At 42.8% G+C, this 16,524-nt stretch carries 14 protein-coding genes and 1 riboswitch; of the genes, 12 read left to right on the forward strand and 2 right to left on the reverse strand.

The features are described 5' to 3' along the window. Positions 1–309: 309 nt before the first annotated feature. The 3 genes from ACSX1H_RS17045 (at position 310) to uraH (ending at position 4,805) form a co-directional block, all read left to right on the forward strand. A complete protein-coding gene (locus ACSX1H_RS17045; RefSeq protein ID WP_439185446.1) occupies positions 310–2,742 on the forward strand; it encodes a mechanosensitive ion channel domain-containing protein in 2,433 nt (810 codons plus the stop codon). Next, complete coding sequence (locus ACSX1H_RS17050) at positions 2,739–4,043, forward strand: serine hydrolase domain-containing protein (protein ID WP_439185447.1); 1,305 nt, start codon at positions 2,739–2,741, stop codon at positions 4,041–4,043. Before ACSX1H_RS17045 ends, ACSX1H_RS17050 begins: the two co-directional genes overlap by 4 nt. 342 nt (positions 4,044–4,385) lie before the next feature. Then, positions 4,386–4,805, forward strand: coding sequence for a hydroxyisourate hydrolase (gene uraH / locus ACSX1H_RS17055; RefSeq protein ID WP_439185448.1), 420 nt, complete (start codon positions 4,386–4,388; stop codon positions 4,803–4,805). Between the two features lie 204 nt (positions 4,806–5,009). On the opposite strand, the gene ACSX1H_RS17060 is transcribed toward uraH, so the two are convergent. After that, positions 5,010–5,213 (reverse strand): hypothetical protein, encoded by a 204-nt coding sequence (locus ACSX1H_RS17060; RefSeq protein WP_439185449.1) that lies wholly within the window; start codon positions 5,211–5,213, stop codon positions 5,010–5,012. A gap of 32 nt (positions 5,214–5,245) precedes the next feature. Next, positions 5,246–7,033, reverse strand: coding sequence for a T9SS type A sorting domain-containing protein (locus ACSX1H_RS17065; RefSeq protein WP_439185450.1), 1,788 nt, complete (start codon positions 7,031–7,033; stop codon positions 5,246–5,248). A 287-nt stretch (positions 7,034–7,320) separates the two neighbouring features. On the opposite strand from ACSX1H_RS17065, the gene ACSX1H_RS17070 reads away from it, so the two are divergent. The 9 genes from ACSX1H_RS17070 (at position 7,321) to ACSX1H_RS17110 (ending at position 16,240) form a co-directional block, all read left to right on the forward strand. After that, positions 7,321–9,690: a heavy metal translocating P-type ATPase gene (locus ACSX1H_RS17070; protein WP_439185451.1), complete on the forward strand. Its 2,370-nt coding sequence runs from the start codon at positions 7,321–7,323 to the stop codon at positions 9,688–9,690. 203 nt (positions 9,691–9,893) lie between these two features. After that, positions 9,894–10,100: a cbb3-type cytochrome oxidase assembly protein CcoS gene (gene ccoS / locus ACSX1H_RS17075; protein ID WP_439185452.1), complete on the forward strand. Its 207-nt coding sequence runs from the start codon at positions 9,894–9,896 to the stop codon at positions 10,098–10,100. 39 nt (positions 10,101–10,139) lie between these two features. Continuing rightward, positions 10,140–12,284 carry a cytochrome-c oxidase, cbb3-type subunit I gene (gene ccoN, locus ACSX1H_RS17080; RefSeq protein WP_439185453.1) on the forward strand — a complete coding sequence of 715 codons (2,145 nt, stop codon included), beginning with the start codon at positions 10,140–10,142 and terminating at the stop codon, positions 12,282–12,284. An 11-nt stretch (positions 12,285–12,295) separates the two neighbouring features. Then, positions 12,296–12,487 carry a cbb3-type cytochrome c oxidase subunit 3 gene (locus ACSX1H_RS17085; RefSeq protein ID WP_439185454.1) on the forward strand — a complete coding sequence of 64 codons (192 nt, stop codon included), beginning with the start codon at positions 12,296–12,298 and terminating at the stop codon, positions 12,485–12,487. A 64-nt stretch (positions 12,488–12,551) separates the two neighbouring features. Further along, positions 12,552–13,166 (forward strand): c-type cytochrome, encoded by a 615-nt coding sequence (locus ACSX1H_RS17090; RefSeq protein WP_439185455.1) that lies wholly within the window; start codon positions 12,552–12,554, stop codon positions 13,164–13,166. Positions 13,167–13,222: 56 nt separating this feature from the next. Beyond that, positions 13,223–13,582 (forward strand): four helix bundle protein, encoded by a 360-nt coding sequence (locus tag ACSX1H_RS17095; RefSeq protein WP_439185456.1) that lies wholly within the window; start codon positions 13,223–13,225, stop codon positions 13,580–13,582. Between the two features lie 82 nt (positions 13,583–13,664). After that, positions 13,665–15,056, forward strand: a complete 1,392-nt coding sequence (gene ccoG, locus ACSX1H_RS17100) for a cytochrome c oxidase accessory protein CcoG (RefSeq protein WP_439185457.1) — start codon at positions 13,665–13,667, stop codon at positions 15,054–15,056. Positions 15,057–15,088: 32 nt separating this feature from the next. Then, positions 15,089–15,532, forward strand: coding sequence for a FixH family protein (locus ACSX1H_RS17105; protein WP_439185458.1), 444 nt, complete (start codon positions 15,089–15,091; stop codon positions 15,530–15,532). A gap of 6 nt (positions 15,533–15,538) precedes the next feature. Next, positions 15,539–16,240 carry a sulfite exporter TauE/SafE family protein gene (locus ACSX1H_RS17110; protein ID WP_439185459.1) on the forward strand — a complete coding sequence of 234 codons (702 nt, stop codon included), beginning with the start codon at positions 15,539–15,541 and terminating at the stop codon, positions 16,238–16,240. A 71-nt stretch (positions 16,241–16,311) separates the two neighbouring features. Next, a riboswitch (cobalamin riboswitch) is annotated at positions 16,312–16,522 on the forward strand. Positions 16,523–16,524 lie beyond the last annotated feature (2 nt).

The following is a 16,524-nucleotide window of genomic DNA, read 5'->3' on the forward strand; positions in this document are numbered from 1 at the left end:
TCTTTTTATAAGAGCCAACAAAGGGAGGGGAGGTCTGGTCTATGAGTAATTGCATGGTTTTGCAGAGTTAAAACCACTTGCATGTAACGTTTTTTTTGATTGCTGATTCAGTTTGATGGTCGACACGGATGGGTCTTTAGTTTTTCGGAAACAAATTTGACTATCAATTGGTTAGTAGTGTAAGTTATCCTGACTGAAACAGAACAATCTTGATTCGCATGTCAACTATTGTTGGTTTGGCCGATAAAGGTGGGCTAAAAAATGCCGTGCCTGCCTCAATGTATTTTTAACCTGTAAAAAATTAATCGAGTGCTAAAGATCATAATTATCACTTGCTGTCTGTTTGTGGTTTCCGGTATACTATCGCAGGAGAAAAGGCTGTTTGCCAAACAGGATACCGTGCAGTCAGGTTATATTCCGTTTGAGCAAATACCCACCAGTTCTATTGAGGCCATTTTTCAGTTGGATAAGGTAGCATCTGAGCTGGTAGCAAACGAGCAATTGATGGAAGAGCAGGATGTCGTTAATCAGCTTTTAAGAGAGGTGGATTCTGTTTTGCGCATCGAAAAGACATTAGATATCGACAGTTTGGTGCCACGCAGCTTGGTTAATCAGCGAATGTATTGGCGTAACTACCAGAGCGCACTGACAAAAAGGGATTCAAGGCTGGAGACGATTATTAGGGATTTATCGCTTCAGCGCAAAGCTGTTAATGAAAGCATGCAACGCTGGCAGGGAACAAAGCAGCAGATGGCTAGCCTTTTGAATGACTCTTTAATCACGAATTCGATTGATGAAGTTTTAACAAAGGTAGAAGAGGTGAAGCAACTGGTGTTGAGTAAAACGAATATAGTGCTTCCTTTGCTTAAAAAGGTTAAACAATACGAACTAACAATTGAGCAGCTGCTTCAACGGCTTGAAAATGTTAACAAGCAGCAGTACGATAAGTTATTAGTTCAGTCTCAGCCAACCATTTGGGAGATGGACTTTAAAACCCTGAATAGCTATCAGCTGCAAATGTACCTTAAGTATTTTTGGCAGGATAATACATCGATTCTCAAGCATTTTTATAATGGTAATGGTCAACGAACTAACTTCTTACTGCTTTATTTTGTAGTGATGCTAGTGGGCTTCTCTCTTCTCAAACGAAAGTATTTACATGTGAATAATGATCGGGCCAACATGTTTAAGCAAGCCACTATTCATATTTTACAGCGCCCATTTAGTGTGGCCTTACTGATCACAATCTTCTCTTCTGGACTATTTCTCATCAATCGTCCGCCCATATTGATAGACATTTCCATCTTAATATTGGTTATCCCATTATCAGACATTATTGCCCGATTGACAGACCGCCGAGAAAACAGGTATTTGATTATTTTCTTTTTACTTGTTTTATTTCGCTTTGTCAATTATATTTTCCCTCCAGCCAGTCTTTTTAATCGCCTCATTCTGCTGTTTATGGGCAGCATCGAAATCGTGTTTTTAATAAGTCTTCTTCGGCATTTTGGTGCGCGTACCATTCCCAATAGGGCGTTTGCTTATTTTTTGCGCTTTGTGCTTATTTTTCATTTACTGGCCTCTGCAACAGGAGTGGTTGCTGTCCTTGCCGGCCAGTTGGGACTTGCAGAAATTGCTATCGATCTTTCCATCACTAACACTTTGGTTGGGCTGCTGTTAATTGTTACCTCGGTAACGCTGTTGGGCTTAATTCATTTGCTCATCGATTTTAAACGACTTCGTCACCTCAATGTTCTGCAAAAGAATAAGACCATTATAAAAAAGCGGATCAATTTTGTCGTTATTTTTCTGGCCTCGCTGTTTTGGATCGATTCAGTCATCAAGATTTTACGTATAAGTCACTCATTTTATGATATTATTTCCTCATTTTTTCAGGCTAAGGTATCACTGGGGCTCATCTCCTTTACCGCAGGCAATGTGCTGCTGTTCTTTTTAATTATTTGGTTGTCGGTTGTTATTTCCGGTTTTATTAGGGTCATTTTAGAAGATGACGTACTTAACAATGTTTCTTTAGCCAAAGGCGTTCCCCGAATGATTTCGGTGGTTATTCGTTTTAGCCTTATTAGTGCCGGCGTGATTTTGGCCGTTAGTGCCGTGGGTATGCCATTGAATCAACTAACCATTTTGTTTAGTGCCTTTAGTGTCGGCATTGGTTTTGGCTTACAAAACATTGTCAATAATTTTGTGTCGGGTGTGATACTCTTGTTTGAACGGCCCATTCAAATTGGAGATACGGTAGAAATTGGACCGCTTATGGGTACCATTAAATCCATGGGGATACGCTCGAGTAAAGTGCGCACATTTGATGGTGCTGAAGTGATTGTTCCCAATGCGAACTTAATATCCAACGAACTTATTAACTGGACCCTCTCAGATAAGCGCAGGCGTATTGAAATAATTTCAGGTGTGGCATATGGATCGGATGTTTATAAAACACAAAAGCTGATGCTTGATGCCATCTCTCAGCACCCTGACGTATTAAAAGATCCTGCTCCGCTGGTGCTTTTCAATGATTTGGGTGAGAGCTCACTGGATTTTCGCTTATTATTTTGGACCGATAATTTTGACAATTGGATAATCATCAAGAGCGAAATGATTTTTAAAATTCATGATGCCCTTTATGAAGCGGGTATCACCATTCCTTTTCCGCAGCGCGATCTGCATATTAAAACGAGTGATTTATCTATAGTTGAGAACGATAACAAACAATCGAAATCATGAATCGGATTCTAACAGTAAAATTAGCCCTTGTAGTATTTTTACTTCCTTTCCATGAGGGGCTTAGTCAGTCAACATTGGATGCCAAAGCATCGGATCCTAATAAAATGGGATGGATGTATGGCTTTCCACCGCCTGCCGAGAAGGTGATATCAGCCGCTGATGGCAGCTTTTTTCAATTTCCGGCGCTTCGTTACAGCGTGTGCCACATGCGTCAGTTTTTACCGACTACGGAGGTAAAAGCCGCACAGGCTAAACATTACCAGCTGAAAGCCAAGACTAAAAAGGGAATTGATTCACTTACATTTGTGCCGCTCGGTAGCCAGGAACCAATGACCTGGGAGGCCTCTTTGTATAAAAATTACACTGATGGGATTATTATTCTTCACAAGGGAAAAGTTATTTATGAGCGTTATTTTGGAGCTTTAACCCCCAATGGAGTGCACGCAGCAATGTCGGTGAGTAAAACCCTGACCGGTACATTGGGGGCGATGCTGGTGGCTGAAGGCGTGCTGGATGAAAACAAGCCGGCCGTATTTTATGTGCCTGAATTAAAAGGCTCCGGTTTCAGTGATGCTACTATCCGCGAAATATTAGATATGACTACGGCTATTCAGTTTAGTGAAGATTATGCCAATCCCAAAGCCGAAATATGGCTGTTTGGAAAGGCTGGTAATCCTTTTCCTAAGGAAGCCGGCTATGCTGGCCCAAATAACTATTTCGACTATTTGAAAACCGTACAAAAAGATGGGCAGCACGGGCAGGTTTTTGCCTATAAAACGGTTAATACTGATGTGATGGGGTGGATAATATCCCGTGTGACCGGTAAAAGTATTCCCGTATTATTATCTGAACGTATTTGGCAACCCCTTGGCACACGATATGATGGATATTACCAGGTGGATGGTGCAGGTATAGCTTTTGCCGGAGGGGGCTTTAGTGGCAACCTGCGCGATTTGGCGCTATTTGGTGAAATGATCCGTAATAGAGGGTATTTTAACGGCCAGCAGGTATTACCGGCCAGTGTCGTCGATAACATCATGAGAGGCGGTGAGCGCAGTGCTTTTGATCAATCGCTCTACCATAAGCAGCATAAGGGCTGGAGTTATCGCGATATGTGGTGGGTCACTCATAATAGAAACGGGGCTTTTGCTGCACGCGGAGTGCATGGACAAACCATTTATATTGATCCGGCTGCAGAAATGGTCATTGTCAGATTTGCCTCCCATCCGGTTGCCGGCAATGCGGCCAACGATCCGTATTCTTTGCCAGCCTATCAGGCAATTGCAGATTATCTGCAGTAAGTAGATTTTTCGAGTGGTCAATGGTATAGCTTTTTACAGAGCATACACATATGAGAACCTCCCGAATAGACATGAAACTAAATAATTTAGTAAAACAGTGCTTATCATTGTTTCTTGAAAAGGTAAACTGCATAGCAAAAATGAGGTGAAAAATGATAAAATTGCATAATGTGCAGGTAGTTGAAAATTAGAATTGCAAGATTAATTATCGGAAGAATTTAAACAAATGCTGAAAAATTGAGTTAGTCTCTTTGAAAATAGGTTGCGGCATGATATCTAACAAGACAGATAATGCCTATTTCCTGGAAGAGCACATAATAAATTTTTTAAAAATTAAGCATAATGAAAAAGGCCTTACTAATTACGATTCTTTTTGTATTCACAGTTACTTTCAAAACAGTTTCCGCTCAGGAAAAGGTGTATCAACTGTCAAGCCATATACTTGATATAACAGTTGGACAGCCAGCTAAAAATGTAGAGATCAGTTTGTTTAAGTTGGATGAAAGTGGTGATTGGATATTGGTGGATAAAAAGTTGACAGACAATAATGGTCGAGTGAACAACTTTTTGGAGAACAAGAGCGACGCCTCAAATCGAGGTATCTTCAAACTGAAATTTGAAACGAAACCCTACTTTATTAGTCAAAAGAAAGAGACGTTTTACCCTTTTGTTGAGGTTGTATTTGATATTCAGGACGATAATCACTATCATGTTCCACTCACATTAACACCATTTGGATACTCAACCTACAGAGGGAATTAAAAAAAAGCGCTGCAGGGCTATAAAAGCAATAGCAGCTTAATAGATGCTTATCACAATAAGGCAATGTGGCGAAGGAAATTATCCTATACTCCCGCTTCGGTGGGAGTTTCTTTCTTTTAGGGAGTAATACCTTTACCAAAGTTCCGAACTTTGGTAAAGTTGTAGGAAAAACCGCCAATGCTATGAATTGTTGTATTAGTGTTTTTACTCACTAATTTTTTCTTTCCTCCGTTTTTTATCCAGTAGCAATTTAACCGGAAGTACTATGCCAATGCCAAACAGCAATCCGGCAAAGAACTCGATAAGGTCAATGTCGAGTGCGATGCTTGGGGTAGCAACTAATATTTCAATTATTACGGAAGCAGAGATTAATAGAATGGAAATGAACAGGATTTGTTTATTGGTCATCATCTCGGGTTTAAGCGTTATATCGTTAGGTGTTATTTTTTAATGAATTTCCGGTGCATTGTACGGTTGTTGAATTTGAGTTTAAGAATGTAAATACCATTTTTCAATTGACTGACATTTATGCCATCATTGTATAGAGCATTGCTGATGACCAATGTTCCATTCATGCTGAATATTTGTGTTGTAAATTGGGTGTTAATCCCTTCGACATAAAGCTGATCCTTAACAGGGATGGGGAAGATGTTTACCCGACTTTTATCCATGTCATCGGAATCTATTCCAACCTGTTTTTCAATACTAAAATCGTAGGTTTCTGAGAAAGGCGATGCAGAATAGCTGTTATCAATGGCTTGTACAGACCAAGTATAGCTTCCATTGGGTAATTTTTCACTAATAAAAAATGTTTGAAGGCCTGCATTGCCAGGTGCTACAATGCTTCTTTTGCCACTTTCGTTGCTTTGGGATGAAATATATAGCTGTCCTTCTTTAAATAATTTGACACTGTAAGATAAGGAATTTGGGTTTGTCAGATCGTCACTGGAAGCTCCCCAGGAGAGCTTTACTTTTCCGTCTTTTACTTCTGAAACCAGACTAGTTGGTGTACTTGGTGGATTATTTATAGTGGTTGTTGCATGTTTGAGGGTATTGTTTCCTGCATTACTTTCATTGCCTCCTTCATTTATAAAAACGGTAGCAAGCATTTCATGGCTTTCTGTTTGTCCCATTACGATAAAATCAAGGTAATCATCATTATTAAAGTCGGCCCACCCGCCTGACGCTTGACCGATGCCAGTATGTTCAAACACCTTCTCGAACGTGAGATTATTGTTTGAATACACCGCACAGATTTCAGCCGGTGATTCAAGACTATTTCCGGTTATAAGAATATCCAGTTGATTATCATTATTATAGTCGCCCCACTTGGCAAAACCTTCAAATACATTAGGAAGCCCGGTTTCGTGAATGCGAAAAGATGTACCCTCATTGATATACAAGGTGGAGCCATTATTATCTGCAGTGAATCCAGTTATGATGACATCCAAATCACCATCGTTATCAGCATCGCCCCATTCAATCGAAGTTTCATAAACACCGATAAATGTATTTTCCAATACTTCTTCAAAACCGCTACCTGTATTTTTATACAACTTAGTTATAGGAGCGGTAGTTTCAGGTGCTTGTCCCTGAACACCAGATATTATAAAGTCAAGAAGTCCATCACCATCAAAATCAGCCCACTTTACATCTCCAAATGATACGCCTTCTACATTTGGCAATTCTACCTCACTGAAGTAGGTGCCGTGATTTTCAAATAATTTTGTTGTGGAGTTGCTTTCGGCATCCTGTCCAGCTATTAATAAATCGGCCAACCCATCATTATTGTAATCACCCCAATCAATACCTCCTCTGCTTATTCCAGTCAACTGAATGTCTGTTTTGAGGAATTCTTTGTCGTGCGTGTATATCTCTGTTGTAAGCTGACCATCAGTTTGGCTAAAGCCCATTATAGCTAAGTCCATCTTACCATCATTATTGTAATCGGCCCAATCAAAGGCGCCATCCATTAGAGGGGGGAAGCTGCTTATTTTGGATTCCGTAAAACTTAAGTTGTCGTTTAGGTAGATAAGAGAAAAGGCGTTGGCTTCTATGTCATCACCAATCATTAATACGTCAATATCTCCATCGGCGTCAAAGTCCGTAAACGTGATGTCACCATTTCTTAGGCCTCTTAAGTTGCTGGAGGTTACGTTGAACTGTGCACTTGTAAGTGTGGGTGCCACAAATACGAATATTAACAAGAAGAGTAGGTATTGTTTCATAATTATGTAAGTAGATTAGGATTTGAATCATAAATTTAGTAAAATATTTTGTAAATAAACTTGTGCGATTGGAGTTTCTTTATGTCACTGTAATGTCTTGCTTTAGCTGTATGGTTCACTCTAAGAGTTGCTTATCTAATAGTATCTCAAAGTCTTGTTTACATAAGTATAATTCCTATAACCTTTGTTCGTAATAGGTTAAAATGTTGTTCTTTAAAACAAAATACAGTCTCTGGTTTTTATATGGTATAACAAACTAATCACAGCAAATTCTAAACCTCATATAAATGTCCAAAACATGTTACCATTGCGGAAGCCCTTCACAATCGTGGGTGCGGCACGACGACAAAGACTTTTGCTGCGAAGGTTGCGTAATGGTGTACGATATACTCAAGGAGAACGATATGGGGGCCTACTACGACATTGAGAAGGCGCCCGGCAACCGCAATAAAAAGCTGTCCACCGACTATTACGATTACCTCGACCAGGAAGACATTAAGCGCTCGGTACTGGATTTTTACGATGGGTCCATTGGGCGGGTCAAGCTTTATATTCCGGCCATCCATTGCAGCTCGTGCATCTGGTTAATTGAGCACCTGCACCGCTTGCATAAAGGTGTTATTCAGTCATCGGTTAATTTTAACCGGCGCGAGGCCGCAATTACCTTCAACGAGGAGGAGATTAAGCTGAGTGAGCTGATGGCGCTGCTGGCTTCGATTAATTATAAGCCGCATATTAAAACCGAGGGGCAGAAAAAGACAGCCAAACGGAGCAAACGCCTGCTGATTAAGCTGGGCATTGCCGGTTTCATTTTTGGCAATGTGATGTTGCTTAGTTTTCCCGATTACCTCTCGGAAGACATCGCTTTGAACCCTGAAATTATTGCCTGGTTTAAGTGGATAAGCGTTCTATTGTCCCTGCCAGCCATGTTTTACTCGGGGAATGAGTATTTTATCACGGCCTGGAAGAACATTAAGCGGGGCATTGTGTCCATTGATATGCCTATTGCCATTGGTATTACAGCCATCTTCCTGCGCAGTATGTTTGAGATCATTACCAACAGTGGCTCGGGGTACCTGGATTCGCTAACCGGTCTTGTTTTCTTTCTTTTAATAGGTAAGTGGTACCAGGCCAAAACCTACGAGGCCCTGAGCTTCGACAACGACTATAGTTCCTACTTTCCGCTGGGGATTACTCGCATTACCGCTGATGCGGAAGAAATCGTGCCGATTAGTGAGCTGCAAAGTGGCGATCAGATACAGGTGCGAAATGGAGAAATCATTCCTGCCGATGCCACTTTACTATCGCTAGGGGCTTCTATCGACTATAGTTTTATCACGGGCGAATCAGTGCCGGTTCGTAAAGAGAAAGGCGAGCTGATTTATGCGGGAGGCCGTGTGGTGGGCAACGCCTTGCTGCTGCAGGTCGAAAAGAAAGTGAAAACAGGCTACCTGGCTGAATTGTGGAAAGAGCGCAGCGAGACCGATGAGCAGGAGTCCATGATATCGCACACACTCAATGTTGTCAGTAAGTATTTTACTATAGTCATCATCCTGATAAGTACCTTTACGGGCTTCTACTGGTCCATGGTGGATAGCTCCAAAGCGGTAATGGCCTTTACCTCGGTGTTAATCATTGCCTGTCCGTGCGCCTTGGCTTTGTCCGTGCCATTCGCTTTTGGCCATGCCGGGCGTATTTTAGGGAAGAACCATTTTTACCTGAAGCTGACCTCTATCATTGAGCGCTTAACCAAAGTAGATGCAATAGTTTTTGATAAAACCGGCACTTTAACCGATCCGGACCATTTTGAGGTGGAGTTTGATGGGGATACGCCTGACCATTATACCCAATCGATTATAAAATCACTGGCCGACCAATCGAGGCATCCCTTGAGTCGTGCTCTGGCCAGACACCTGGAACAGGCCGATACTTTTGAGGTGTTGAACTATTCAGAAACCGAAGGGGCGGGTGTGGAGGCCCGGATAATGAATCATCATATCCGCATGGGATCGGCTCAGTTCGTGGGGCTTCACCACTCAGCCAATAACCAGTCGGCACAGGTTTACATACAGCTGGATGACCGGGTAATAGGGTGTTACACCGTTAAAAACCACTACCGGCCCGATTGGCAAACCATGCTGCAAACCGTTCAGCAGTATACCGATGTGCACATCCTGTCGGGCGATAATGATGCCGAGCAGGCAGTGCTGAGTCGTGTGGTGAACGATGCCGATAAACTGCGGTTTTACCAGACTCCCAAAGACAAGCAGACCTATGTGAAGGAGCTGAAGGCGGCCGGTAAAAAGGTAATGATGGTGGGCGATGGTTTAAACGATGTTGGTGCACTTAAAGAGGCGCACGTGGGCATTGCCGTGGCCGACGATATTCATCAGTTTTCCCCATCCAGCGATGCGATTATCAGTGCCCGGGCACTCAGGGACTTACCGCGCTTCATCAGCTTTTCCAAGGCGGCTCTCCGCATTGTGTATGCCTCCATTATCATCTCGTTTTTATACAATGTAGTTGGTTTGTCTTTCGCAGTATCGGGGCAGCTGAGCCCTTTGTTTGCAGCTGTATTGATGCCCTTGAGCAGTGTGTCGGTGGTTGTATTTACCAGCGTTAGCGTAATGCTATCCGGAAAGAAAAGAAAGCTGTAAGTAGTTCAGTAATAAAATGAGAGGCATTTGAAGGAGAAGGGAATGATTTGATTGGAATGGTTAAAAAAATTAATAAATGTTAAACAATCATGTCGGACTGATTGTATTTAAAGGCGATAAAAGTGAAAGAATTTAATGAATAATAAGATCCTTTAATCTTAATTTATTTTCTACTTTTGCTTTGCAAATTCAAATAAGTTGATATGGAGATAATTATAATGCTTGTGGTGGCCAGTTTGTGTGTTGCACTCATTTTTTTGGGTTTGTTTGTGTGGGCGGTTAAATCAGGGCAGTACGACGATGATTATTCGCCTTCGGTACGCATCTTATTTGATCAGAAGGAACAGAAAAAAAAATCTAATATTCAAATCCAAGATCTCAGTAAAGCAGGTAAGCAGGCAAAGGCCTGACACCGGCTTCCATCTGATTATTGAAAAAATGTTGAACACATGAAGCAAGAGACGTTTTATTACGACAATAAAATTGTCAAATATTTTATGTATGCCACCATTATTTGGGGATTGGTTGGTATGGCAGCGGGAGTTTTAGCTGCTCTTCAAATGGCAATGCCAATCTTTAATTTTGAGTTGGAATACACAACTTTTGGTAGGCTCAGGCCCATCCATACCAATGCAGCCATTTTCGCTTTTGTGGGAAATGGTATTTTTATGGGTGTCTATTACTCCTTGCAGCGCCTGCTTAAAGCACGCATGTTTAGCGATGTATTGAGTTACGTGCATTTTTGGGGATGGCAGCTCATTATAGTTTTGGCCGCTGTAACGCTGGCTTTAGGCTTTACTACCGGTAAGGAATATGCCGAGTTGGAATGGCCCATTGACATTTTGATAGCCGTTGTGTGGCTCATTTTCGGATGGAACATGTTTGGGACCATTATGAAGCGGAGGGTCAAGCACCTGTATGTAGCCATTTGGTTTTACCTGGCCACCTTTATTACGGTAACGGTGCTGCATGTGGTTAACTCTGTTGAGCTGCCGGTTACCTTAACAAAAAGCTATTCGTGGTATGCCGGGGTGCAGGATGCATTGGTGCAATGGTGGTATGGTCACAATGCGGTGGCTTTCTTCTTAACCACTCCTTACCTGGGCCTGATGTATTACTACATTCCAAAAGCATCTAACCGTCCGGTTTATTCTTATCGCTTATCCATTGTACACTTCTGGTCGTTCTTGTTCATCTATATCTGGGCCGGACCGCACCACCTGCTTTATACAGCTTTACCCGAATGGGCACAGTCGCTGGGTACCGTTTTCTCACTCATGCTGCTGGCACCCTCCTGGGGTGGTATGCTTAATGGCTTGCTCACGCTGCGTGGTGCCTGGGATAAAGTGCGCGAAAGTGCAACGCTTAAGTTCCTGGTAGTAGCGGTTACGGCCTACGGGATGGCGACTTTCGAGGGCCCTTTGTTGTCCCTCAAAAACGTTAATGCCATCAGTCACTTTACCGACTGGACCGTAGCGCACGTTCATATTGGAACTCTGGGCTGGAATGGTTTCCTCACCTTTGGTGTTCTTTATTGGTTGGTGCCGCAGATTTTTAAAACCAAGCTCTACTCCGAAAAATTAGCGGGCGCCCATTTCTGGATCGGCACTATCGGTATTCTGTTTTATGCAATCCCAATGTATTGGGCGGGCCTGACACAAAGCCTGATGTGGAAAGAGTTTACCGAAGAAGGCCTGTTAGCCTACCCGAACTTCCTGGAAACTGTCACACAAATCCGTCCGATGTACTACATGCGTGCCTTTGGTGGATTCATCTACCTCTTGGGAGCTATGCTCATGGGTTATAACCTATTTAAAACAGCCGCTCAGGGAAAAATGACAGCCAATGAAGAGACCACAGCCGTGGTGGAAGACATTAGCAAAGGTAAGAAGGGCGAGAAAGCCCATGGCTGGTTAGAACGTAAGCCCGTTCAGTTCATGGTTATTTCCTTGATTACGGTGTTGATTGGAACATTTATCGAGCTGATTCCAACTTTCCTCATTAAATCAAATGTGCCAACCATTGCCAGTGTTAAGCCATACACGCCTTTGGAGCTGGAGGGCCGCGATATATACCTGCGAGAAGGATGTTACAACTGTCACTCGCAAATGATACGGCCTTTCCGTTCGGAGACAGAGCGCTATGGCGAGTACTCCAAAGCAGGTGAGTTTGTGTATGATCATCCTTTCCAGTGGGGATCAAAACGAACTGGTCCGGATTTGGCCCGCGAAGGGGTGATGACAGGAAAGATTTATAAACCGGATGCCTGGCATTATAACCACATGCTCGACCCGCAGAAGTTGAATGAGAACTCCATCATGCCGAAGTACCCCTGGTTGATCAGCGATGATATGGACTTGTCTGATTTGCCGGCTAAAATCAGAGCCATGCAAACATTAGGGGTGCCTTATCCCGAGGGCTACGATGAGCAGGCTGTGGAAGACTACTACAAGCAGGCCGATAAAATTGTTGGCGGGCTGACGGCGGCGGGTATTGAGACCACGCGCGATAAAGAAATCATTGCCTTGATTGCCTATTTGCAACGTTTAGGAACAGATATTTACAAAGTGGAAGCCGAAACGGCTACTGAATAAGGAGGAATAGTATGAAACTGGTACGACATTATTTAGAATCGATTTCGGGTGTAGAGATTTACCCCATAATCTCTTTCTTCATCTTTTTCACCTTTTTTTTGGTGGTGACCTACATGGTGATTCGTATGAAGAAAGAATACATCGATGAAGTAGCCAATTATGCCACTGATAAGGCCGATGAGTTGCCGCTGTCAAACGAATAATTTAAAAATTGAGCAGCTGGTCACGGCTTTGGTGGTGACCTCTGCTAATTTATTATTTCACATAATGGAAGAAAATAAAAAACAGCAGGAATTTCCTGAAATAGACCCCTTAACCAATGATAAGTTTGTGCCGGAGCACGAGTTTGACGGGATACGTGAACTAGCCAATAACCCGCCCTGGTGGCTTACCTTTATTTTTATTTTTTCAATTCTTTTTGGCTACGTCTACCTGGCAAAGTACCATTTTTACGGAGATGGCGATTTGCAGATACAGGAGTATGAAAAGGCCATGTTAGCCGCTAATCCTGAAGAAGAAGAGGAAGCAGCAGGAGGGATAAGTATCCAGATGGCCGACATTGATTTCTCCGTGCCTTTAGCCGATGCAGCCGGACTGGAGAAAGGGGCAAAAATATACAAAACAAACTGTGCAGTCTGCCATTTGGCCGAAGGGCAGGGGCTGGTAGGGCCAAACCTTACTGACGAATATTGGATTCATGGCGGAAGTTTTGCCGATATCACCCGAATAATAAATAATGGGGTGGTAGAGAAGGGGATGATTGCCTGGAAAGGCCAGCTGTCAGCCAAGCAAATTCATCAGGTAGCCAGTTACATAACCACTCTGCAGGGAACCAATCCACCAAACCCCAAGGCACCCGAAGGGGAGAAGTATGTACCATAATTGTTCTTTGCATATTTGTTAATTTGGTTAATCGCTTAAGCTAGGTAGCTCAAGATATGTATATCTATAACTTCGAAAAACTTGAAATTTGGCATCTTTCTCGTCAACTAGTAAAGAGGGTTTACCAAACGACGCAAATATTTCCTGAGAATGAGAAGTTTGGTTTGACAAATCAGTTACGAAGAGCGTGTGTTTCTATCTCTTCAAATATTGCAGAAGGAAGTGGACGTTTTAGTCATAAAGAACGAGCTCGGTTTATTGAAATTGCTTTTACAAGCTTATTGGAAGTATTAAATCAGTTGATTTTGTCAAACGACTTGGGATATATTGATGATAATGCCCTAGAGCAATATAGAGGAGAGATTAATGAGTTGTCTAATAAATTGAATGCTTTTCACAAAGGATTGCCGAAATAATGAAGTTGTTAGTATAATATTAGAATTGACAATTATTACAGTTAATCAAATTTGCAAATAACCAGATTTCCAAATAAATCAAATGAACAACGACCAAAATTCTTTTCGCGATCGGATAGTGACCATGAATGAAGAGGGGCGGCGTAACTGGGTGTATGCCAACCAGCCCAAGGGGAAATATTACAATGCCCGCACGATTGTAGGGGTGATTCTTCTGGTGTTTTTATTTGCAGCACCACATATTAAAGTTGGGGATGAGCCCTTATTATTGTTCAACATTCTGCAGCGAAAGTTTGTATTGTTTGGAGTGGTCTTTTGGCCACAGGATTTTCATTTGTTTGTAATTGGCCTGATTACCATTATTATTTCCATCGTCACCTTTACGGTGGTGTATGGCCGTATTTGGTGTGGCTGGGCCTGCCCGCAAACCATTTTTATGGAAATGGTGTTTCGTCGGATTGAATACTGGATTGAGGGAAGTGGCGATCAGCAGCGCATCAGGGCCAAAGGGGAAGATACCTTTGACAAGGTGTGGCGTTCGGTGCTGAAGCATTTTATTTTCATTGTGATTTCCTGGGCGATTACCCACACGATGATGGCCTATATTGTAGGAGCGGAAACTGTGCATCAGTACATTGTGAGTTCACCCGCCGAAAATATGAGCGTGTTTATTGCCATAATGGTGTTTACCGGGGCCTTCTATTTTGTCTTCGCCTATTTCAGGGAACAAGTCTGCTCACTGGTGTGCCCTTATGGTCGGCTGCAAGGTGCCTTGCTCGACAACAATACCCTGATGGTGACCTACGATTATAAGCGAGGAGAGGGGCGGGCACCCATGCGCAATGGAGAAGACCGTGCGGCTGCCGGAAAGGGCGATTGCGTGAATTGTCATAAATGTGTGAGCGTTTGTCCAACCGGTATTGATATTCGCAATGGCATACAGCTGGAGTGCATTAATTGCACAGCCTGTATGGATGCCTGCGACAGTACCATGCGTCGGTATAATTTGCCGGAAGGACTCATCCGCATCACTTCGCAAAATAACATCATCAATGGTTCGTCATTCAAATGGACGCCCCGCGTTGTTGCTTACACGGCTTTAACGGCTGCTTTAATTGGTGTTTTAGTAGTGCTGTTCACCTTACGTTCGAGCTACGAAACTACCATATTGCGCGTACAGGGGTCTTTGTATCAAAAACTGGATGAAAACACGTATTCCAATATTTATAATTATAAGATCATCAATAAAACAGATAATGAAGGGCATCTTAGCATCAAACTGGTGTCTCCTGAAGGAAAGGTGGAGTTAGCAGGGAGCAGCATGACGGTGAAGAAGCAGGAAAAGATACAGGGAGCTTTTTTGGTGAAACTAACTAAAGAGCAAATGAGCGGCAGCAACACCCCTGTTGTACTGGGTATCTACAACGGGGAGGAGTTGATTGAAACCATTCACACCACTTTTGTAGGCCCCTAAACGACTAAGTAACCTAACAAAAACACATACCGATGAAATTTAATTGGGGACATGGCATTGTAGTAGTAATCGCAACTGCTGTTTTAGGATTTGTAAGCCTCGTATTTATTGTAACCAACGAGCGCATAGACATGGTAACTGAAGATTACTATCCTAAAGAGCTGAAGTACGATGATCAGATTGAAAAACTTAAAAACTATCATGCGCTAAGCAAAAAAGTAGAGGTGTCATTGGGCGAATCCTTGTTGATTCAGTTTCCTGATGATATTGCTGATGCAAATGCCATCAGCGGACTGGTGCACTTATACAGGCCATCAGATAAAGATTTGGATATAGAGCAAGAGATTAAACTGAATGCAGCCTATCAGATGAGGATAACAAAAGATGCTTTGAGAGGTGGTAAGTATGAGCTAATTATTGAATGGCAGGCCAATGGGCAACCTTATCTCACCAAACAGGCTATTTTTGTAGATTAATTCGCCATGTACATATTAGAAGGATTTATTTTTGGTTTCCTGGGGAGCTTGCATTGCGTAGGCATGTGCGGCCCGCTCGCGTTGGCCTTACCTTTACCTACGCGTTCTGTTGCTCAAAAAGCCACCGGGGCTGTTTTGTACAATATAGGCCGGGCGGTTACCTATGGCTTGCTCGGTTTAATTTTTGGCCTACTGGGTGCCGGCCTGAAGCTGTCAGGTGTGCAGCAGTGGGTGTCCATTGCCTGCGGGGTGCTTATGATACTGTCCGTTGTGTTACCGGGGGTCATAAAGCTGCCAAAGTCAACCAGTAAAGTATCCACCTCCATCTATAGCACCCTGAAAAAGAAGATTGGCGACTCGCTAAACCGAAAGCGGCTAAGTAACCTGCTGGTTATTGGTGTGTTAAATGGTTTTTTACCTTGTGGTTTGGTGTATGTGGCTATTTCCAGAGCCATCACTTCCAGCAGCCTTAGTAATAGCGTTTTGTTTATGGTGTTTTTTGGTTTGGGCACTTTGCCTTTAATGTTTGCGGTCGCCTATTTCGCCAACATCATCAAAAGCCGTTTCTTGCATCGACTCCGTCGAGCCATTCCCGTCTTTATCATCCTGCTTGGATTGCTGTTTATCCTTCGTGGCATGAACCTGGGCATCCCATACCTCAGTCCGGAATTTAAAGAGGACACCACGGAGGTAAAATGTTGTCATTAATTGTCAGCCAGACGAATGCACTATTTCAGATAAAAAAGTCGGAAAAAGATTTTTTCTGATTTACTTTTCCATTACTTTTGCACCGATTTGGTTCACAAGGCATCATCAGTGCCACGTGATGAAGAGGGAATGCCGTGAGAGTCGGCAACAGTATCCGCTGCTGTAAGTTCCTTCCGGCATCAGGCCGGAATAAAGCCGTAATCAACAAAGCCACTGTTCGGGGAACGGGAAGGCGGTTGCGGTGGAATAAGTCAGAAGACCTGCCAAAGAGTATTCAATTGTTC

The sequence above is a fragment of the Carboxylicivirga taeanensis genome, from assembly GCF_051851475.1.
Taxonomy (GTDB): domain Bacteria; phylum Bacteroidota; class Bacteroidia; order Bacteroidales; family Marinilabiliaceae; genus Carboxylicivirga; species Carboxylicivirga taeanensis.